The 18,960-nt window shown below is 69.5% G+C and carries 19 protein-coding genes; 9 read left to right on the top strand and 10 right to left on the bottom strand.

Annotated features, from left to right (window positions below):
* Nucleotides 1-21 precede the first annotated feature (21 nt).
* The 4 genes from ACIBG4_RS04150 to ACIBG4_RS04135 all read right to left on the bottom strand — a co-directional run bounded on the left by ACIBG4_RS04150 (nucleotide 22) and on the right by ACIBG4_RS04135 (nucleotide 6,570).
* Nucleotides 22-1,791, bottom strand: coding sequence for an NAD+ synthase (locus ACIBG4_RS04150; RefSeq protein ID WP_397200569.1), 1,770 nt, complete (start codon nucleotides 1,789-1,791; stop codon nucleotides 22-24).
* Between the two features lie 52 nt (nucleotides 1,792-1,843).
* Nucleotides 1,844-3,289, bottom strand: a complete 1,446-nt coding sequence (locus ACIBG4_RS04145) for a BTAD domain-containing putative transcriptional regulator (protein WP_397200568.1) — start codon at nucleotides 3,287-3,289, stop codon at nucleotides 1,844-1,846.
* Between the two features lie 82 nt (nucleotides 3,290-3,371).
* Complete coding sequence (locus ACIBG4_RS04140; RefSeq protein WP_397200567.1) at nucleotides 3,372-5,279, bottom strand: histidine kinase; 1,908 nt, start codon at nucleotides 5,277-5,279, stop codon at nucleotides 3,372-3,374.
* Nucleotides 5,280-5,376: 97 nt separating this feature from the next.
* A complete protein-coding gene (locus tag ACIBG4_RS04135) occupies nucleotides 5,377-6,570 on the bottom strand; it encodes an MDR family MFS transporter (protein ID WP_397200566.1) in 1,194 nt (397 codons plus the stop codon).
* A gap of 60 nt (nucleotides 6,571-6,630) precedes the next feature.
* On the opposite strand from ACIBG4_RS04135, the gene ACIBG4_RS04130 reads away from it, so the two are divergent.
* On the top strand, nucleotides 6,631-7,599 hold the full coding sequence (locus ACIBG4_RS04130; protein WP_355442854.1) for a DUF5937 family protein: 969 nt from the start codon (nucleotides 6,631-6,633) through the stop codon (nucleotides 7,597-7,599).
* A 9-nt stretch (nucleotides 7,600-7,608) separates the two neighbouring features.
* Here ACIBG4_RS04130 and ACIBG4_RS04125 read toward each other — a convergent pair whose 3' ends face one another.
* Both ACIBG4_RS04125 and ACIBG4_RS04120 read right to left on the bottom strand, forming a co-directional pair.
* Complete coding sequence (locus ACIBG4_RS04125; RefSeq protein ID WP_397200565.1) at nucleotides 7,609-8,622, bottom strand: terpene synthase family protein; 1,014 nt, start codon at nucleotides 8,620-8,622, stop codon at nucleotides 7,609-7,611.
* An 8-nt stretch (nucleotides 8,623-8,630) separates the two neighbouring features.
* Nucleotides 8,631-9,176 carry an EF-hand domain-containing protein gene (locus ACIBG4_RS04120; RefSeq protein WP_310715180.1) on the bottom strand — a complete coding sequence of 182 codons (546 nt, stop codon included), beginning with the start codon at nucleotides 9,174-9,176 and terminating at the stop codon, nucleotides 8,631-8,633.
* A 156-nt stretch (nucleotides 9,177-9,332) separates the two neighbouring features.
* Here ACIBG4_RS04120 and glnA point away from each other — a divergent pair, with 156 nt between their 5' ends.
* Nucleotides 9,333-10,694 carry a type I glutamate--ammonia ligase gene (gene glnA, locus ACIBG4_RS04115; RefSeq protein ID WP_310715178.1) on the top strand — a complete coding sequence of 454 codons (1,362 nt, stop codon included), beginning with the start codon at nucleotides 9,333-9,335 and terminating at the stop codon, nucleotides 10,692-10,694.
* A gap of 126 nt (nucleotides 10,695-10,820) precedes the next feature.
* On the opposite strand, the gene ACIBG4_RS04110 is transcribed toward glnA, so the two are convergent.
* Complete coding sequence (locus tag ACIBG4_RS04110; RefSeq protein ID WP_397200697.1) at nucleotides 10,821-11,132, bottom strand: tyrosine-type recombinase/integrase; 312 nt, start codon at nucleotides 11,130-11,132, stop codon at nucleotides 10,821-10,823.
* 216 nt (nucleotides 11,133-11,348) lie between these two features.
* On the opposite strand from ACIBG4_RS04110, the gene ACIBG4_RS04105 reads away from it, so the two are divergent.
* From ACIBG4_RS04105 to ACIBG4_RS04095, 3 genes are read left to right on the top strand one after another with little or no spacing between them, the layout of a single operon-like run.
* Nucleotides 11,349-11,804, top strand: a complete 456-nt coding sequence (locus ACIBG4_RS04105; protein ID WP_397200564.1) for a hypothetical protein — start codon at nucleotides 11,349-11,351, stop codon at nucleotides 11,802-11,804.
* A 42-nt stretch (nucleotides 11,805-11,846) separates the two neighbouring features.
* Nucleotides 11,847-12,572: a hypothetical protein gene (locus tag ACIBG4_RS04100; protein WP_397200563.1), complete on the top strand. Its 726-nt coding sequence runs from the start codon at nucleotides 11,847-11,849 to the stop codon at nucleotides 12,570-12,572.
* Nucleotides 12,544-12,945: a DUF296 domain-containing protein gene (locus tag ACIBG4_RS04095; protein ID WP_397200562.1), complete on the top strand. Its 402-nt coding sequence runs from the start codon at nucleotides 12,544-12,546 to the stop codon at nucleotides 12,943-12,945. Before ACIBG4_RS04100 ends, ACIBG4_RS04095 begins: the two co-directional genes overlap by 29 nt.
* Nucleotides 12,946-13,734: 789 nt before the next feature.
* Here the strand turns inward: ACIBG4_RS04095 and ACIBG4_RS04090 are convergent.
* Entirely contained in the window at nucleotides 13,735-14,511 is a 777-nt protein-coding gene (locus ACIBG4_RS04090; protein ID WP_397200561.1) for a hypothetical protein, read from the bottom strand.
* Nucleotides 14,512-15,281: 770 nt separating this feature from the next.
* Here ACIBG4_RS04090 and ACIBG4_RS04085 point away from each other — a divergent pair.
* A complete protein-coding gene (locus ACIBG4_RS04085) occupies nucleotides 15,282-15,407 on the top strand; it encodes a hypothetical protein (RefSeq protein ID WP_397200560.1) in 126 nt (41 codons plus the stop codon).
* 275 nt (nucleotides 15,408-15,682) lie between these two features.
* Here ACIBG4_RS04085 and ACIBG4_RS04080 read toward each other — a convergent pair whose 3' ends face one another.
* Together ACIBG4_RS04080 and ACIBG4_RS04075 are read right to left on the bottom strand one after the other, a co-directional pair.
* A complete protein-coding gene (locus ACIBG4_RS04080) occupies nucleotides 15,683-16,114 on the bottom strand; it encodes a hypothetical protein (protein WP_397200559.1) in 432 nt (143 codons plus the stop codon).
* A 97-nt stretch (nucleotides 16,115-16,211) separates the two neighbouring features.
* The gene (locus tag ACIBG4_RS04075; RefSeq protein ID WP_397200558.1) at nucleotides 16,212-16,376 is read right to left on the bottom strand and encodes a hypothetical protein; all 165 of its coding nucleotides are present in this window, start codon (nucleotides 16,374-16,376) and stop codon (nucleotides 16,212-16,214) included.
* Nucleotides 16,377-16,472: 96 nt separating this feature from the next.
* Between ACIBG4_RS04075 and ACIBG4_RS04070 the strand changes: the two genes are divergently transcribed.
* The 3 genes from ACIBG4_RS04070 (at nucleotide 16,473) to ACIBG4_RS04060 (ending at nucleotide 18,921) form a co-directional block, all read left to right on the top strand.
* Nucleotides 16,473-16,985, top strand: a complete 513-nt coding sequence (locus tag ACIBG4_RS04070; protein WP_397200557.1) for a GNAT family N-acetyltransferase — start codon at nucleotides 16,473-16,475, stop codon at nucleotides 16,983-16,985.
* Nucleotides 16,986-17,081: 96 nt separating this feature from the next.
* Nucleotides 17,082-17,915 (top strand): ArsR/SmtB family transcription factor, encoded by an 834-nt coding sequence (locus ACIBG4_RS04065; RefSeq protein ID WP_397200556.1) that lies wholly within the window; start codon nucleotides 17,082-17,084, stop codon nucleotides 17,913-17,915.
* A gap of 292 nt (nucleotides 17,916-18,207) precedes the next feature.
* Nucleotides 18,208-18,921: a PaaI family thioesterase gene (locus ACIBG4_RS04060; protein ID WP_397200555.1), complete on the top strand. Its 714-nt coding sequence runs from the start codon at nucleotides 18,208-18,210 to the stop codon at nucleotides 18,919-18,921.
* The last annotated feature ends 39 nt before the right edge of the window (nucleotides 18,922-18,960 follow it).

Raw genomic sequence — 18,960 nt, 5'->3', positions numbered from 1 at the left:
CGAGGGCCTTGGGCCGAGGCGTCAGGTGGTCTCGCGCCAGCGGTTGGTGATGGGCAGGCGGCGGTCGCGGCCGAAGTTCTTCGGGGTGATCTTCGGCCCCGGCGGGTACTGGCGCCGCTTGTACTCGGCCAGGTCCACCAGCCGGATGATCCGCGCCACCAGATCAGGGTCGTGGCCCGCGTCGATGAGCTCCCGGGAGCCCATGTCCTTCTCCACGTAGTCGTCCAGCAGCCGGTCCAGCACCTCGTACGGCGGGAGCGAGTCCGTGTCGCGCTGGTCGGGGCGCAGCTCGGCGCTGGGCTCCTTGGTGATGGAGTTCTCCGGCACGGGACGGTCGGCGCGCAGCAGGAACGACGGGTCGGTGTGCTCGTTGCGCCACCGGGCGAGCTCCCACACCATCGTCTTCGGCACGTCCTTGATCGGCGCGAAGCCGCCCGCCGAGTCGCCGTAGAGGGTGGAGTAGCCGGTGGCCAGCTCGCTCTTGTTGCCCGTGGTGAGCACCAGGTGGCCGTGCTCGTTGGACAGACCCATGAGGATCATGCCGCGCACGCGCGCCTGGAGGTTCTCGGCGGACAGGCCGGACAGCTCGATCTCCTTCTCGAACGCGTCCACGATGTCGGCGATGGGAGCGACGCGGGCGCTGACCCCCTGGCGGCGTACCAGCTCCTCGGCGTCGCCGAGCGAGTGGTCGGAGGAGTAGCGGGACGGCATGAGCACCACGTTGACCCGGTCGGGGCCGATCGCGTCGGAGGCGATGGTGGCGGTCAGCGCCGAGTCGATGCCGCCGGACAGGCCCAGGATGACCGACCGGAAGCCGTTCTTGGCGACGTAGTCGCGCACGGCCAGCACCAGCGCCGAGTACACCTCGGCGTGCAGGTCGAGCCGCTCGGCGACGACCGGAGGCTGCGGCTCGTACGCCGGGACGGGGTCGGACGACAGCACCAGCCGCTCCACGGTGATCGTGGACCCGTCGCCCGCGTCGTACGGGAACCGGCCGGGCTCGGCCGTGGACACCGGCAGGTCGAGGTCCACGGTGAGCAGCTCCTCCCGGAACTGCCCGGCCCGCGCGACCAGCTCGCCGGAGGCGTCCACCACCAGCGAGTCGCCGTCGAAGACCAGCTCGTCCTGCCCGCCGACCTGGTTGGCGTACACGAGCGCGCAGCCGGCCTCGCGGGCCCGCCGCGCGCACAGCTCCAGCCGGACGTCGTCCTTCTCCTTCTCGTACGGCGAGGCGTTCGGCACGACGAGCAGCCCGGCGCCGGCCCGGCCGACGACGGACACGGGGCCGCCCTCCTGCCACAGGTCCTCGCACACGGCGATGGCGACGTCGACGCCGTGCAGCCGGAAGACCGGCAGCCGGTCACCGCGGACGAAGTAGCGGTACTCGTCGAACACGCCGTAGTTGGGCAGGTGGTGCTTGGCCGTGCGGGTCACCACCTCCCCCCGGTGGAGGAGGGCGGCGGCGTCGAGCGGGGCGCCCTTGGGCTGGCCGACACGGGGCGCCAGGCCGGCCCGGTCGACGTGCCCGACGACCACGGGCAACTCGCCGAGCCCCTCGTCGCGCAGCCGCACGGCCGTCTCCTGGAGCGTCCTGACACTGGCGTCCACGAACGACGTGCGGAGCACCAGGTCCTCGACCGGATAGCCGGTGAGGAACATCTCGGTGAACACCACGAGATGGGCGCCGCGGTCGGCGGCGTCCCGCGTCCACGCCACGAGCTTGTCGGCGTTGCCGCTGAGGTCGCCTACGGTGGGGTTGGTCTGTGCGAGGGCGATGCGCAGTTGAGCCACGCGACCAGCCTAATACGCCGTGATTTTTATCGTCCCGGCGACGAGAAGCGGGCTATCTTCCGACGGCCGTCCCGGGGGTGACCAGGCCGGACTCGTAGGCGGCCACGACGAGCTGCGCACGGTCGATGAGCCCGAGATGATCGAGCAGCGCCGCCACCTCGGCCGCCACGGCCGGCTCGGCCAGGGCGAGGGTCCGCGCGATCTGCTGGTTCGTCAGGCCGCGGGCCACGAGCTTGAGCACGTCGATCCGGTCGTCGGACAGCCCGGCCAGCGCCGGGGGAGAGCCCGGGTCCGTCCGGCCCGCGAACCCGGCGATGATCCGCGTCGTCACCGCCGGGTCGATCAGCGCGTCGCCGGCCGCCGCGGCCCGGATCGCGGCCACGAGCTGCTCCGGCGGGGACGTCTTCAGCACGAACCCGCTCACGCCCGCCCGCAGCGCCGCGTACAGGTTCTCGTCGCTGCCGAACGTGGTCATCACGATCACCTTGGGCGGGCGCTCGTCCGCCAGGATCCGGCGCGCGGCGGCCAGGCCGTCCAGGCGCGGCATCTGGATGTCGAGCAGCACCACGTCGGGGCGGGTCTCCCGGGCGAGCGCGATCGCCTCCTCGCCGTCCGCCGCCTCACCGGCCGGCTCCAGCCCGGCCTCGTCGCTCAGGACGGTACGCAGCCCGGCCCGTACCAGCGCCTGGTCGTCGGCCACCAGCACCCGCAGCGCGGACACCGGGGAAACCGGGGGCGCCGGGGACGCGGGCGGCTCCTCCAGACGCTGGGCGAGCATGTCGCCCTCCAGGCGCTGCAGCCCGCTGGTCAGATCCAGCCCCAGCTCGTCCCGCCAGATCGACCGTGCCCGCCGCAGCGCGCCGAGCGCGTCGCCCTGCCGGCCGGTCCGGTACAGGGCCAGCGCCAGCAGCCGCCACGCCTCCTCGCGCAGCGGGTACGCCGAGGCGTGCGCCTCCAGGTCGGCCACCAGCGCCGTCGCCCGGCCGAGCGCGAGCCCCGCGCCGGCGCGCCGCTCCACCGCGATCAGCCGCAGCTCCTCCAGTCGTCCGGCCTCCGTGACCGCCCACGTCAGCTCGGCGAACTCCGCCAGCGCGGGCCCCCGCCACAGCGCGAGGGCCTCCTCCATGGCGGTCCACACCCGCGCCGGATCGCCGTCCGACCGGACGAGGCTCTCGAACCGCCAGGCGTCCACCTGCTCGGCGCCGGCGCGCAGCGCGTAGCCGGGGGCGGCCGACACCAGCACCCCGGCCTCCTCGCGTGGGGCGCGGCCGGGTTCGAGCGCGCGGCGCAGCCGCGAGACGTACCCCTGGATGGTCGACAGCGCCTGCGCGGGCGGGTCTCCCGGCCAGAGCTCGTCGATGAGCGTGGTCACGGGCACGGCGCGGCCCCCGGCCACGAGCAGGCGCGCGAGCACCGCTCGTTGCCGCCGGCCGCCGAGATCGAGGGGGACGCCGTCGGACCAGGCATGGAACGGTCCCAGCGCGGTGAATGTCAGCATGGCAGAGGTAAGCGTAGAGCCGTTGGATGTCGGGAGATATGGCGTTTTCCTACAGTGCTGCGCAGCAGGGCGGCGAGGGGCTTCACAGCGGGAGGTCCGCCTGGACGACGGTGCCGCCGCCCTCGCGCGGCCGTACGACGCAGGTGCCGCCCAGCTCGGCGGCACGCTCGCGCATCGACGACAGCCCCACGCCGGCCCGCGCGTCCGGCGGGACGCCACACCCGTCGTCGGCGACGCCCACCCGCAGCACGGCGCCCCGCCCGCTGCCCGCGGCCTCCCGCGTAAAGCCGCCTTCCGCGGCCTCCCCGGTGACGCGCCGCAGCATGACGTCGATCCGGGTGGCGCCGGAGTGCTTGCGCGCGTTCGTCAGGGCCTCCTGCACGATGCGGTACGCCGCCACCTCCACGGCCGCCGGCAACCCGGTCAGCTCGCCTGACGTCTCGACCGGCGCCCCGGCAAGCTCCTCGACGGCCCCCGCCAGGCCCAGCTCGTCCAGCGCGGGCGGGCGCAGGCCGTACACGAGCTGCCTGATGTCACAGGTGACCGTGTCCATGCCGGCGCGCAGGTCGGTGAGCAGCCGCTCGGCGCGCTCGGGGGAGTCGCGCAGGGTCAGCCGGGCCGCGTTGATCGACATCGCCATGCCGCTGAGCGACTGCCCGAGGCCGTCGTGCAGGTCGCGGCGCAGCCGCCGACGCTCCTCCTCGCGGGCCGTGATGATCCGCTCACGCGAGTGCCGGAGCGCGGCCGTCATCCGTACGGCATGGGCGGCGTCCGAGATGAACGGCGCGATCGTCGCGAGCACTCGCTCGTCGTGCGCGGCCGGGAACCGCCGCCGCTCCGTCGGCCCGACCAGCAGCAGGCCCACCGGCGTGCCGTGCCGGATGAGCGGCACCGTGCGGGCCGGGACGCCGAGCGTGCCCGCCACGGTCGTGACGTCGTCGACCTCGACCGCGACGCCGGTCACGGACAGCCCTTCGCGCAGCACCTCCAGCGTCGCCAGCAGCCCGTGGCCGGGGTCGGCGAGCTGGAGGTGGAGCTTGAGCCGCTCGGCCAGCGCGTCCGGGTCGCCGGTGCTGCCATAGAGCAGGCGGTCCACACCGCGCTGGAACAGCCGGTGCATCGGCTGGAAGAACGCCCCGGCGAACAGCGCCGCCACCAGCCCCGCCACCCGGTCCACCCCCGACAGCAACAGGCTGGACGCCGCCCCGGCCGCCAGGTAGACGCCGCCGACCATGACCAGCAGGCCGGTGCCGACCAGGGCCCTGCTGATCAGCGTGTCGATGTCGAACAGCCGGTACCGCAGGATCGCGACCGCGATCGCCGCCGGGATGAGCGGGATCCCCAGCGACGCCAGCCACCAGAACGGGTCGCCGAGCATCCACGGGACGAGCAGTCCGGGCAGCGTCACCAGCAGCCACAGCAACTGCCGCCGTTCGACCGCGTCACCCCTGGCGAACCGCACGGCCAGCGACACGAACGCCAGCCCCATGGCGGCGGCGACCGTCCAGTGGGCCGCCTCCCGCAGGGGATGGCTGCGGACGGACAGGGCGGCCCAGTCGAGGGCGATGCCGGCCAGGGCCAGACCGGCCACCCACCCCCACCTCCTGGCCGGCAGCCTCCCGGTCGGGTAGAGGAGCGGCAGGAGGACGCCGAGGGTCAGCTGGCCGACCTGCCAGGTGACGTTCACGATCGGCCAGTGCAGCGGCGGGCCGTCGATGAGCAGGTTGAGGTTCGCGGCCAGGATGTTGGCCGCCGAGCCCAGCCCGCCCACCACCAGCAGCCACCCGATCACCAGGCGCGGCCTGCTGTGCACGAGAACCGCGCCGAACAGCGAGAACGCCGTGCCCGCGACGTCCTCGGGGGCGAACGGCAGCGGCGTGTACGACGGCTGCGGGAGCTGGGCGGTCACCCAGATGTCGATCAGCTCGAAGACGACGGCCAGCGCGGCGAGGCCGATCGCCACCCCTCGCGCCCGTCCGGCGTGGCGCATCCCACCCGTCCTTTCGACCCCGTGGACTTCGCTCGGGGAGGAAAATATCGGGCGGATGCCACCATCCGATCAACAGCCGCTCAACGCCGGGTGGAGGTCAGCGGCGGCGGACGGCGGGGCCGAGGGCGAGCATGCCGGCCGCCGACACCAGTCCCAGCCCGCCGATCGTGAACCACAGCGCCTCCGGCCCGACCCCCAGCAGTGTCCCGCCGAGGAGCGGGGCCAGCACCGAGGACGCCGACCAGGCGAACCCCGACAGTCCCGCGTACCGGCCGCGCAGGTGGGCGGGCGCCAGCCGGGCCACGACCGTTCCGGCGATGCCGGCCGTGATGATCTCCCCGATCGTCCACACGACGATGGTCAGTGCCAGCCCCGTGACGGTGGTGACGAACGCGGTCAGCCCGAACCCGGCCGCCATGACGGCCAGCCCCAGCGCCATCGTCCGCGCCGGGTCCCGGCGGCCCAGCCATCCGGACACCACGGGCTGCACGACGACGATGAGCACCCCGTTCAGCGCCATGGCCAGCCCGTAGTCGCCGGTCGGCATGCCCACGGCCTTGGTCATCGCGACCGGCAGCATCGTCACCGTCTGCGAGTACATCAGCGCGTTGCCCAGCATGACCAGCGTGAACCCGACCATCACCCGGTCACGCAGCACCACCCCGAACCCGCCCGCCGACTCCTGAGCCTCCGGGCGGGTCTCCGGGACGGCCCGCCACACCAGCACCGCGAACGCCACGCAGGTGGCCGCGTCGATCCAGAACAGCCAGGAGAACCCCATCCCCGCCAGCCGCCCGCCCACGGTCATGCCGAGGGCGTACCCGAGGTTGATCGCCCAGAACAGCAGCCCGTAGGCGCGCGGGCGCTCCTCCGGCGAGACGAGGTCGGCGACCAGCGCGCTGGAGGCGGGCCGGTAGACGTCGATCACCAGGCCGAGCAGGAACATCGCGGCCGTGATCGTGGCGAGTGAGGTGCTCGCCCCGAGCCACAGCATCACGGCGGCGGTGGCCAGCATGCCGCCCGCCAGCGTGGCCCGGCGGCCGATCCGGTCGGCCAGCACGCCGGCCAGCGGCTGCGACAGCAGCGACCCGGCGCCGAACACCGCCATCACGGCCCCGGCCGCCGCCACGGGCATGCCGCGCTCCTGCGTCAGGTAGACGCCGGTGAACGGCATGACCATCGTGCCCAGGCGGTTCACCAGCGTGCCGCTCCACAGGGCCCAGAACGGGCGCGGCAGCCCGCCGAGCGCGGACCGCAGGAAACCGGGCTTGTCCATCAGGGGCGTACTCACGGATCAAAGGGTGATGATCCCGGCCACGCTCGTCGAACGATTTAGGGCACACTAAAACGTGTGGCGGTGACATGGGTGCTGAAACCGGAGGACGTGGCACGTATCAGGTTCGCGTTCTCGCCGTTGTGGGAGCTGGTCGCCAGCCTCCGGACGCTGCGCGACCCGGCCCGGCAGTCGCTGCACCTGCCGTGGATCAAGTGCGTGCGTCCTCGCCTGGCCGGGCTGGACATGGAGGAGCTGTTCGCGCTCGTGCCCCCGGACGGCTACCTCGTCGACTTCGTCACCCCACCGCCCGACACGCCGCTGCCCGACCTCGCCACCGAGCTGGAGACGGTACGGCGGACCCCGCCTGAGCGGGCGCGGGCCGAGGCGGCCCGGGTCGTGGGCTCCGACCGGGCGGTGATCGAGCGGTTCCGCGCCGATCCGGCGGCCGGGGTGGCCCGGGTGGCCGACGCGCTGGAGGCGTACTGGGAGACGTGCCTGGCGGAGTTCTGGCCGCGCGTGTACGCGCTGCTGGAGCGGGACGTGCTGCGCAGGTCGCGGCTGCTGGCCACGGGCGGCGCGCGCGAGCTGTTCGCCGGGCTGGACCCGGCCGTGTCGTGGACGGGGGAGCGGCTCGTCGTCGAGCGGCCCTGGACCTGCTCGATCGGCGGGCTGCACGGCGACGGGCTGCTGCTGGTACCCAGCGCGTTCTTCTGGCCCGCCACGGCCGTCATGTCCGAGCCGTACCAGTCGATGCTCGTCTACCCGGTGTCCGGCGTCGGCACGCTGTGGGAGCAGGGACCGCCGCCCGCGCCCGGCGCGCTCGCCGCGCTCATCGGGCGCAGCCGGGCGCGGATCCTGCTCGCGCTGGCCGAGCCGGCCACCACGTCGGCGCTGGCCGACCGGATGGCGATCACCCGGGGCGCGGTCAGCCAGCACCTGGGCGTGCTCAGCGACAGCGGGCTGGCCATGGGCCTGCGCGTCGGCAAGGAGGTCGTCTACCGGCGCACCCCGACGGGCGACGCCCTCGCCCTCCACGCCCCCTGACCCGGGTGTTCACGGGCGCGCGTACCGGGTGGACTCCACCAGCCAGTCGATGTGCGCGCGCGGCGCCGCCAGATACGCGCAGGCGACCTTGCTGACGTCGCGCGCCACGCGCGGCCCCAGCTCGTCGAGCGGCAGCCGCCGCGCCGCCCGGTTCATGTCCTGGCAGCGCTCGGCGATGCGGTCGAGCACCCAGGCCACCGCCTCCGGCTCCGCCAGCCCCAGCTCGCGCGCCGCGACCACCACCAGGTTGTGTCCGTCGCCGCGCTCCTTCGCCCGGGACGCCACGTCGTTGCACCACGCGGTCACGTCGTTGCAGGCGTCCACCAGCTCCCGCCACGCCTCGCAGCCGTGCAGCCACGCCGGGGCCTCCACCCGCAGGCACGGCTCGACCAGGTCGAAGACGTACGGGCCGACGGTCGCGCGGCGCAGCGCCGGGTACTGCCGCAGCGTCGGCACGAGGCCCGCCGCGCGGTTGGCCGCCTGCGCGCGGCAGGCGTCGTGGTGGCGCCGCAGGTTCGCGGCGAACCTGGCCCGCCACTGGTCGCTCATCCGCACGCTCGTCACCCGCCACAGGTCCGCGAACGCCGCCTCCAGCGGATGCGCGGAACGGCCCTCCAGCAGCCCCTGGAAGATCTCCAGCCGGCCCGGCCCCTCGTCCATCTCGTCGTCCAGGTGGAACAGCCACGTCAGCCACTGCGCGAACAGCGCCGCCGCGGCGGCGTCGAACTCGGCCAGCGCCCGCCCGGCGATCCGGTGGAACCCCACGCCCGGGTCCGCCTCCAGCCCGGTGCGCCTGGCCCAGTCGGCCACGGCCGCCTCGACCGCGTACACGGCCGGGTGCATCCGGCACGGCGCGGCCAGTGCCGGGACCCGCTCCGTCAGCGCCATCAGCGCCGCGGCGCCGCCGCCCGTCCAGGGCTGCTCGCCCGCACCGGGAGCCTCCGGCTCACCGGCGCGCGGGGCGGGCGCCAGCGGCTTCCAGTGCAGCACGGAGCGCAGCGCGGTCCGCACGGTCGCGATCACGGGGATGCTCACAAAGGCCCGAACAGCCAGTTGCCGGCCGCGCCGGGGTCCTCGCCCGTGTAGTACTGCCGGGCCGCCGCGACCAGCTCGTCCACCGTCAGCGTCCCGCGTCCCGTCCGGTCGAGCCGGTCGAAGGCCACGTCCACGTCGTCGTACGCGGTGCCGAACGCGCCGAGCATCGTCCGGAACTCGCGCCGCCCGACCAGCCCGTCGCCGTCCGGGTCGCACAGCGCCGCCACGGCCACCGTCGCCGGCCGGAACACCGGCTCGTACCGGTCACCCGACACGAACGCCCCGCGCATGCCCTCCCGGAAGTCCTCCCGCGACAGCCGGGACTCGCGGTCGCGGCCGAGCGCGTCCGCGAGTGCCGCCCAGATCGCGTCGAAACCGTCGACGAGCCCGCTGCCGGTGACCGACGTCGGCGACTCGCCGAAACCCACCAGGACGCGCGCCCCCAGCCCCAGCAGGTCCTCGCGCTCGACCGAGCCGGCGCCGCCCGCGTCGATGTGGTCGAACGCCCGATCCAGCTTGTGATTGAGCAGGTCGATGGCCACCCATGCCTCCCCCGAGACCGACTGCGTGATCACAGTAGGTCGGGGCGGGCGGTTTGTCAGCGAGGCTCGCACCGGCGCCCCACGTAACGTGTGCGAAACACGGACACGGCATGCTGGTAGGGACACGATGACTGACTGTCTTCATGAGGGGATGCCTTGGACCGCCAGCAGGAGTTCGTGCTCCGCACACTCGAGGAACGCGACATCCGGTTCATCCGGCTCTGGTTCACCGACGTCCTCGGCTTCCTCAAGTCCGTGGCCATCGCGCCGGCCGAGCTGGAGGGCGCCTTCGCCGAGGGCATCGGCTTCGACGGGTCGGCCATCGAGGGCTTCGCCCGCGTGTACGAGGCCGACATGCTGGCCAAGCCCGACCCGGCGACGTTCCAGATCCTGCCGTGGCGCAGCGAGACGCCCGGAGCGGGCCGCATCTTCTGCGACATCCTCATGCCCGACGGCTCGCCCTCCCACGCCGACCCGCGGTGGGTGCTCAAGCGCACGCTCGCCAAGTGCGCCGACATGGGGTTCACCTTCTACACCCACCCCGAGATCGAGTTCTTCCTGCTCAAGAGCCGCCCCGAGCCCGGCCGGCGGCCCGAGCCGATCGACTCCGGCGGCTACTTCGACCACACCCCGCACAGCTCCGGCCACGACTTCCGCCGCCAGGCGATCATGATGCTGGAGTCGATGGGCATCTCCGTCGAGTTCAGCCACCACGAGGGCGCCCCCGGCCAGCAGGAGATCGACCTGCGCTACGCCGACGCGCTCACCACGGCCGACAACATCATGACGTTCCGCCTGGTCATGAAGGAGGTGGCGCTGGAGCAGGGCATCTGGGCGTCCTTCATGCCCAAGCCGTTCACCGAGCACCCCGGCTCCGGCATGCACACCCACATGTCGCTGTTCGAGGGCGACCGCAACGCCTTCTACGAGGCCGGCGCCGACTACCAGCTGTCCAAGGTGGGCCGCTCGTTCATCGCCGGCCTGCTCAGGCACGCCGCCGAGATCACCGCCATCACCAACCAGTGGGTCAACTCGTACAAGCGGCTCTGGGGCGGCGCCGAGGCCATCGCCGGCCAGGGCGGCGAGGCCCCCTCCTACATCTGCTGGGGCCACAACAACCGCTCGGCCCTGGTCCGGGTGCCCATGTACAAGCCGCACAAGGGCGGCTCGACGCGGATCGAGTTCCGCTCGCTGGACTCCGCCTGCAACCCGTACCTCGCCTTCGCCCTCGTCCTCGCCGCCGGCCTCAAGGGCATCGAGCAGGGATACGAGCTCCCGCCCGCCGCCGAGGACAACGTCTGGACCCTCACCAGCGCCGAGCGCCGCGCCCTCGGCATCCGGCCGCTGCCGCAGTCGCTCGACGAGGCCATCGCCGTCATGGAGCAGAGCGAGCTGGTGGCCGAGACGCTGGGCGAGCACGTCTTCGACTTCTTCCTGCGCAACAAGCGGGCGGAGTGGCGCGACTTCCGTCGGCAGGTCACGGAGTTCGAGCTGGACCGGTACCTGCCGGTGCTGTAAGCGCTGGTCAGAGGCCGTTTCTTCCTGATCGAGGCTGTGAGGCCAACGGTGTTGCACCGTTGGCCTCACGCCGTCTTACGGGCTCTGGGCCGTCTGTGGGCCGTCGGACTGCGATTCCGCGGCCTCCTAGACCTTGTCGACGGCACGGCGGGTCCGCCCCTCGCTGCTCGGCATCAGGTGCGTGTAGGCCCTGAGAGTGAAGCCCGGATCGCCGTGGCCGAGGTACTGGCTGACGGCCTTGACGCTCTCGCCGGCGTCCAGCAGGACCGAGGCGTAGAAGTGCCGCACCGCGTGCATGCCGTGCTCGCGGGCGGCCTGGTGGCGCCGGCCGCTCTCAGGCTCCGGGATGACGCCGGCTGCCACGAGCGCCGGCTTCCAGACGTACACGTTGAAGTCGCTCCGCCTGACCGGGCCGCCGTCCTTTCGGGTGAAGAGCAGCAGCTTGGTGAGCGGCGCGTGCGGTGGTGGCCATTGCCGAGACCATCGGCGAGCATGGCCTGGCCTGCGATGCCCGGTTGGTCGCCCGCTGGGAGGACGGATAGGTAAGCCGTCCGTGCCCCGCGTACCAGCGGGCCTCTAGAGGCGCTGACTGGGCGCTCCTTTGATCAGCTTGGCTTCCAATAGCGAAATGCCATCGAAGTGCCATCGCACGACGTGGCCGGCCCCGAAAGACTGTCGTTCTACGTGGACGAGGAGGGACAAGTGTGGGCAAAACTCGATAGGCGGACGTTTCTTGTTGGGACTACCGCCGCGTTGCTCACACAGGTAGGCGTGGGATTGTCGCCGTCTTCGCTCCCGACCATCGGCGTTTCGGACGACCTATTCGGCTTTGCAGCACTCGCCAAGTCCCAATGGCCCGATCTCAGGCTTTCACGCCCCTCGCCCGATTACGGCGTGGACCTCACAGCCTTGCCTCCCGACGGCCGCGCCATGGAAGGGGCGGTCATGCGGATGCAGTTCCACCAGGCGAGCACGACCGCCGGCCGCGCCATGACGACCCTGACGAACGTTCCGAGGTTGACGGAGTTCTCGCGCGCCACGAGCCGCGGTCTCGTGATCGGCGTCGACAAGGCGGCCGGCCAACCCAGGTTCTTCGCGCTGGACGCCTAGGAGGCGCGGCGCCGGCTCGCGAACTCGCCCGACAGCGGCAGCGTGGCCATCCCCGGCGCCTACGAACTGGACGACTTCACGTACGGCCTGCTGTGGGCCGCGGCCAGTCTGGACGACGGCCTGCAGGCGGACGATCAAAAACTTTCTGCCTCGCACGAGGAGCTTGCCGCCTACGAGAAGCTCAGCGCATCAGCAGTCAGCAGGGAGGCGGCCCCCGACCTCGGGAGCGTCTCGCACATGTGGCTGGGCTCCGACTTCTGCGCACGGCACATCCTGCGGAACCTGACGACGCTCCCCCAACTCCCTGTCTTCTGTACGCGCGAGCAACGAGGCGAAGAGGCATGCACGCGGTTGTTGTTCGACCACAAGTACGCCTATCTGCGAGCGGTTCGGAGCACCACGGGACATCGGGCTTCCACCCGGATGTTCTGCATTCCACGCGGCGCCGTCCACGGTTCACCCCACCACGAGCGCATCCTGCTCTTCCTGTCCATCGCCCTGATGGAAGCAACAGGAATCCACGTCAAGATCTGCGACGATCCGTCGTACGCCAGTGTCGAGGGCTTCGTCCTTGGGGGCGAGCAAGCCATATCGCGAACTGGGTCCGGGGCGCGGGCATGTGGCACGTGGACACACACTCCGTCATCGAGGCGGACGACCCTGGGCGGCGACTGCGCGCGCTGGCCGCATACCTGGAGCTCATTGGGCGTGGCTGTGCTCCGACCACGGGGACGACTTCATGAACGCCTTGGCGGCGTTCTGCCGTGACCACAAGATCCGGCAAGGGCACATCCCCATGTTTCTGGCAGGCTTCGCCGAAGCCGAGATAGTCGGAACCTGCGAGAAGCGCGAAAACCCTGACGCTTCGGTGTGGTCAAGAGTGTATCTCGCAAACGCCGAAGCTATGGGGTACGGGATCATCGCCACGGATCCTGAAAGTGGTGGAGTTCTGCCTCATATTCACACCATGCTCGGGCTCAAGGAGCGCTCTGCAGTGGGACACACCAGTCATCTGCTATCGGCTGGGGTGCAATTTCTAACCGAGATGCTTGTTGTGGAAGTCATGGCACCGACGATGATGAGGCTTCGAGACCCGAAGCTCTATGACGTTCCTCTACTGACATTCGCGTCCAGTGAGTGAAGCGGTGTGTGCTTAATGCACTCAACGCCCGCTGAAGATGCTTCACTGTCATGGATTCGTTGCTAAATTAACCCATAGTCACTAAGCAAAGGCCTCCTCCATTCGACTGTCACTGCGCCTCTTTTGATGTTCACTGGTCGAACAAGATCGTAGCGGGTGATCATGTGATCGTTGTTCGTCCATTGAATGATCACATGATTCAGGTTCGAGTGTGAGCTTCTAAATCTAGATAAGTCGGGCACGCTGAAGAGCGGTAATTGTCCTGAAGGTGGTTGTTTGACGAAATCCCGCTTCGAATGCGTATCCGGCTTCGGGATTCGTAGTGCAGCGGTGTGCCACACCCTAATGAGGTCCTCTGGCTGCTGTATTATCAGGCCGCTCATGGGTGGACGGCGATTATCGTCATCTTCAACGCTAGGAGCCAGTTGCTTCAGGTATTCGATCGCAGAGCGACGGATCAAATGGAAATATAGATGTGGGTCATCCTTGTGATCCCACTGTGCGGTCTCGTGAAAGTACGCCGCTGTCTTTATGCCGTCCGCTAGGGCATCGTAGATCTGTTGGCAGACATCTGCGAGTCGCTGACAGACGCTTTCCTCCGAGTCATCTCTGCGCATGGATCATAAGATAGTCCGGGGAGATTGTCTTGCTGTGGCTCATGGTGTTGGAGTGAAGACCATACAGTCTTGCGGTAGAAAATCTATCCGCCTGGTGTGGGTTGGCTTTCCTAGCTTGCTTTCTGGGCAATTCATGCCCAGGGCAGTCAGCACCTGATGCCCCTGGTGTGCCTTAGCTGGTTACCTGTGGCCCCTGGCTCATGTCAGCGACCGCGGGCGCTTTGATGAGGTTCTTGGCTTTCAATAACTTATATATCGTGTCACGAGCCAAACCCGTCAGTTTGCTAATTCGGCGGATGTTCTTCTCGCCAGAGAGATAGAGATCCAATGCTATCTGCTTTCGTAGGTCTGTGGATGCTCTCGTGGCTCTGGCTTCTATGGCTCTAGTTTCTAGCGCCTTTTTGTTTTCGTGTTTCTTGTCGACGTCATCTCGTGGCGCCCTTGGAATTACTCGCTTACCGCTCACGCCTATGGCCTTGGATGACATCACGTCCAGGAGCAATTTCGATAAATCTACCTCGTCCTCGTGGTCGTCGCCTGGCTTTTTGTCAAGAAGTGTCATGAGAAGATATGCCATGCGAGACGCAGCCATTTTTGGATCTTCATATACCCAGAAGCCCGACATTTCGGCTACATCTGGCAGGAAGCCTTGCACCTCCCATGCGTGAACTGTTTCTTCTGTCGTTACAGCAACGGTGCGCTGGCGAACTTTCGTTTTGCCGTCTGAATCGATGATGTTTTCTTCCTGGACTTCCAATGCCTCGTCGAAGCGGACTATGGCGTAATGCCGCAAGGCAATCGGAAATTTGCCACGATGTATCTCTATTGCGCCCACTCGGATCTCGTGGGCAGAGTTTAGGGCATTCATCACGTCTCGTGATAAATCGGACGCATTGCGGGCAATCTGGACCCGCGTGCGTAGCGCATCGATGTCATCATCGAGGTGCACGATCACTCCCTTCCGAAGACGCGAGCAAGTGCAGTCTAAAAGAGTGTCGAGGCTCGACATGTCGGCCCTCGACGCTGAGTCCTTCTTGGGGGGGTTATTTGCGTCCCGGAGGGACAAGCCTCTATCCCCTGGATGAATCCTTATATACGAAGGGCATCAGCCGAGACTGGCGCATATCGTGATCAAGCTCTAGCTTTGCCCCAGGTAATTCGGCCCCACAGAAAGGAACCGGTTCGTGCCAGGCGAAGATCCTGATTGGCGAACATTATTCACGACTGAAGTCGGAAAGACGGTGCGGGCTGCGATTGGTAGCCGAGCCCGCACCGTCCATCTCTGCACCTTGCTGATCGCCATCGCACTAGCGGTATCGCTAGTGCTTGGGGTCTACAAGATGACAGCAGGTTAGCCCTTCCTTCGGGGGAGAGCCAGCCTTTCAATGCACGCATTGAGGTTTTGCTGGATCCCTCAAGAGGGGCGTTTCGGTGCTCACTTGCAGCCTGTGCTATGGGCGGTGAGTAAGGTCTGCGGCGCTGGTCTCCGCAGTCCCCCGAGGTCGTACCACCATGTGATGATGGCGCTCACGGCCGATTCGTGAGCGCCATCATCTGCAGGCCGGACGTCTACGACACCGCACCGGAGGTGCAGTTCCTCTCCGCGAGGCGCCGGGCATCAGGGCGCATCGTCGGGGCCGCTTCTGGGCCGTCCGGGGTAGGCCAACGACGACAGACATTCCTCAAAGGTGACGGTTCCGCGGCAAGTCAGCGGGGTTGGTGAGAGCTGTTCCAGGGGTCGGGTCGACACCTCATCACTTCCTGCGCAACAAGCGGGCGGAGTGGCGTGACTTCCGGCGGCAGGTGACGGAGTTCGAGCTGGACCGGTACCTGCCGGTGCTGTAGGGCGGCGGGGCGAGGTCTTCACGGGAGGGCGCGCTTCGCGCGTGGGACGCTCAGGCGCGCCGCCCAGGGGGGGGGGGCCCCCCCCGCCCCCCCCGGGGGGGGGGGGGGGGGGGGCCCCCCCCCCCCCCCCCGGGGGGGGCCCCCCCCCCTGCCCCCCGGGGGGGGGGCCCGCCCGCCCCCCCCACCCCCGCGACGCCGGCCGGGGGAGAGGCCGCTCCGCGAACCCCCAAGGCCGGGCAGCCGTGCCGGGAAGCTCGCCAGAGGGTGGGAAAGGCTCAGTCCGCGGCTTGAGGGACGGGCGCGACCTCGATCTCGATGGACGCCGCCCAGAGCAGGTCGTCAGCACCGTCCGTGGCCAGCCACTCATGAAGATCAGCTGCGAGCCTTTCCGCGTCATCCTGGCCCGGAACTCCGAGCCGCATGGCAGCCACCTTCAAGTTCTTGCCGGAATACCGCATGACCAGCGAACGGTCATCCCAACTGGTCACCTCGGTTTCCAGTCCGGGACACCCGTGAACTCGCAGGGCGTCGCCCAGACCCAGGACGAAGCGCCGCCCGTCGAGCAGCTCCACCATGACATCGGCATCCTTTCCATTGCCGAAAAGGACGATCTCCGCGAGTGGTTCGCCCGCAAGCGGCAGTTCCGTCCAGATGGGGGATGGTCGCCGGCGCATGTACTCGCGAACGGTTCGGACGTAGCTGCCCATGGGCTGATCGTAGCCGTGTCATTACTCCGTGTCGCGAAGTCGGAGGCAAGTCGCCGTCGTCGGCGGGCTTCGACGAGCGCTGAACTGTCGATGACGATCACGACTCGCGGATCTTCCGTATCTCGGTGACGACGTCGTCGTGGCTCGCCCCGCCCCCGAGCGACCGAAGCGCCTCCAGTCGTCCCCTGATCGTGTCCGGGGCTGTCTTCAGCTCGGCGGCCACTTCCGCGTCCAGCCCTCTGACCTGCAAGGTGGCATCCATGGTGCAAGCATGATGCTTTTCCGGGGAGCTGGAAGTCGTCCTTGGTGAGGACGCCGTCTTTGACCGGGAAACGAGTGGTCCGATAGCCATGGGCCGGTGATACGTGTGCGCGCGCTCGAACCGGACGACGCCCCCGTCGTGGCGTCGTGGATCGACGGCCCAGAGGCGCTGGTCGCCTGGTCCGGCAAGACGGGGTTCACCTGGCCGTTCGACGGCCGGCAGCTGCTCGACCTGCGAGCCTCCGATCCCGCCCGCCGCCTCCTGGTCGCGACCGACCCCGACGGGAGCCTGGTCGGCCATGTCGGCCTGCGGGGGGAGCCGGGCGGCGCGTCCGTGCGGCTCGGCATGGTGCTGGTGGCCCCGGCCGCGCGGGGCCGGGGGCGCGGGGCGGCCATGGTGGAGGCCGCTCTCGGCGTGGCGTTCGCGGACCCCGCCGTCGAGCGGGTGGAGCTGGGCGTCTACGCGCACAACGGCTCGGCCAGGCGGATCTACGAACGGCTCGGGTTCCGGGCCGGCCGGGTGTATCCGCGGAGCATCCTCGTCGGCGACGAGTGGTGGACGTCGGTCACGATGAGCCTGCCGCGGGAGGCGTGGAGCCCCTCTGCCTGAGCGGAGCGCGGGGCTGCTCCGTGGCACTGGTGTGCGCGTACGTCATCGGCTAGCCTGAATAGGCAGCCAAATGGCTGCCTATTCAGGACGGTGACGATGGACGACGTGTTCAAGGCGCTGGCCGACGCCAGTCGCCGGCGGCTGCTCGACAGCCTGAACGCCCGCGACGGGCAGACCCTGCGCGAGCTCTGCGCCGGGCTGGACATGGCCCGGCAGTCGGTCAGCAAGCACCTGGCCGTGCTGGAGGCCGCGAACCTGGTCAGCACCGTCAGACGCGGCCGGGAGAAGCTGCACTACCTCAACGCCGAGCCCGTCAACGCCATCGCCGACCGCTGGATCCGCCGGTACGACCGCGAGCGGGCGCGTGCGCTCGCCGACCTCAAGACCGCCCTGGAGGAGAGCCCCATGGACAGGCCCGAGTTCGTCTACACCACCTACATCGACACGACGCCGGAACGGCTCTGGCAGGCGCTCACCGATCCCGCCTTCACCCGCCGCTACTGGGGCGCCACCTTCGGCACCGACTGGCGTACCGGGTCGGCGATGGTCTGGGAGCAGGACGGGATGACGTTCGAGGACCCGGAGCAGGTGGTGCTGGAGGCCGAGCCCTACCGGCGGCTGTCGTACACCTGGCACACGTTCACGCCGGAGTTCGCGCACAGGTACGGGTTCGGCGAGGAGTGGCTGGCGCGGGTGTCGGGGGAGCGGCGGTCCAGGGTGACGTTCGAGATCGAGCAGGCCGGGCGGCAGGTCAGGCTGACGGTCGTGCACGACGGGTTCGAGCCGGGGAGCCCCGTGCTGGAGGCGGTCAGCGGGGGATGGCCGCAGATCCTGTCCAGCCTCAAGACGCTGTTGGAGACGGGCGAGCCTCTCCCGGAGGGCTCGACGGAGTCCCCGCGCCCGGGGATGCGAGAGAGCTTCGCGGAGTGATCAGCATCACTTCTCACGCCGAAGACACATGCGTGCAATTTAGCGCCCGTATCTTACGGGTACGGCTTTTCCGCCACCCCCAGGAGCCCTCCCAGGAGCCGCGCCGCGGGCGCGTCGCACTTCGGTACGGCTGAGCGGGAAGGTTCTGGTGGGTCCGGAGTGTTAGACCCTGGTGCAGGCTGGTGGACAGCCATCCCTGCCGACACGGGCCGTCCGGATCTCCGGTAATATCGGCCTGCTTTATTTGAAGTTTCGGATTTTCGCTCGTCAGAGCGATATGGGAGGGTGAGGCATGACGACGGCTGCCCTGCAGACCGTGTTGACCGTTCCCCAGCGTTTCCGGGGACCGGTGGGCGTCGCCAACGGCGGCTGGATAGCCGGAACCATGGCGGACGCGTTCAACGACAACCGCTCAGCCGTCGAAGTCACCCTCCATGCCCCCACCCCGCTGGAAACCGAGCTGCGGCTGGAGCACGTCGCCAACACCGTCACCCTCTCCGACGGCGACCGGCTGCTCGTCGAGGCCATCCCGGTCGCGCAGGACCTCGACGCCCCCGAGTTCGTCCCGTTCAAGGACGCGGCGCGGGCCGAGGCCGGCTTCGCGGGCTGGAAGGGTCACGCCTTCCCCGAGTGCTTCGCCTGCGGCCTGCGTGAGCCCGGCGACGGCCTGCGCGTCTTCCCGGGTCCCGTGGAGGGCAAGGACGTGGTGGCCGCCGGCTGGCGGGTCCCGCACACGGTGGCCGACGAGGACGGCGTTCCCGGCTCGATCGTGGGCGCGGTGCTCGACTGCATCACGGGCTGGGCGCACTTCCAGCCCGGCGAGTCGGCGCTGCTCGGCCGGCTCACCCTGCAGATCCACCGGCGCGTGTACCCGGGCGGCGCCTACTCCGCCGTGGCCCGCGCCACCGGCCGTGAGGGTCGCAAGCTGTTCGGCGAGAGCGCGATCTACGAAGTGGACGGCACGCTGGTCGCCGCCGCCCGCGCCACCTGGATCGCTCCCCGCTGACGGCCTGACGACGTCGGCTTCCCGGCCCCGGAACCCACG

The organism is Nonomuraea sp. NPDC050383, from assembly GCF_044459125.1.
In the GTDB taxonomy this organism is placed as follows: domain Bacteria; phylum Actinomycetota; class Actinomycetes; order Streptosporangiales; family Streptosporangiaceae; genus Nonomuraea.
The sequence above is the reverse complement of the archived record's forward strand: the minus strand, read 5'-3'. Positions and strand labels throughout refer to the sequence as shown.

Bases quoted from the DNA above. Each gene is read 5' to 3' on its own strand.
- ACIBG4_RS04080 (WP_397200559.1), bottom strand. From the start codon at position 16,114: ATGGGCAGCTACGTCCGAACCGTTCGCGAGTACATGCGCCGGCGACCA.
- ACIBG4_RS04095 (WP_397200562.1), top strand. From the start codon at position 12,544: ATGAACGCCTTGGCGGCGTTCTGCCGTGACCACAAGATCCGGCAAGGG.
- ACIBG4_RS04060 (WP_397200555.1), top strand. From the start codon at position 18,208: ATGACGACGGCTGCCCTGCAGACCGTGTTGACCGTTCCCCAGCGTTTC.
- ACIBG4_RS04075 (WP_397200558.1), bottom strand. From the start codon at position 16,376: ATGGATGCCACCTTGCAGGTCAGAGGGCTGGACGCGGAAGTGGCCGCC.
- ACIBG4_RS04145 (WP_397200568.1), bottom strand. From the start codon at position 3,289: ATGCTGACATTCACCGCGCTGGGACCGTTCCATGCCTGGTCCGACGGC.
- ACIBG4_RS04065 (WP_397200556.1), top strand. From the start codon at position 17,082: ATGGACGACGTGTTCAAGGCGCTGGCCGACGCCAGTCGCCGGCGGCTG.
- ACIBG4_RS04140 (WP_397200567.1), bottom strand. From the start codon at position 5,279: ATGCGCCACGCCGGACGGGCGCGAGGGGTGGCGATCGGCCTCGCCGCG.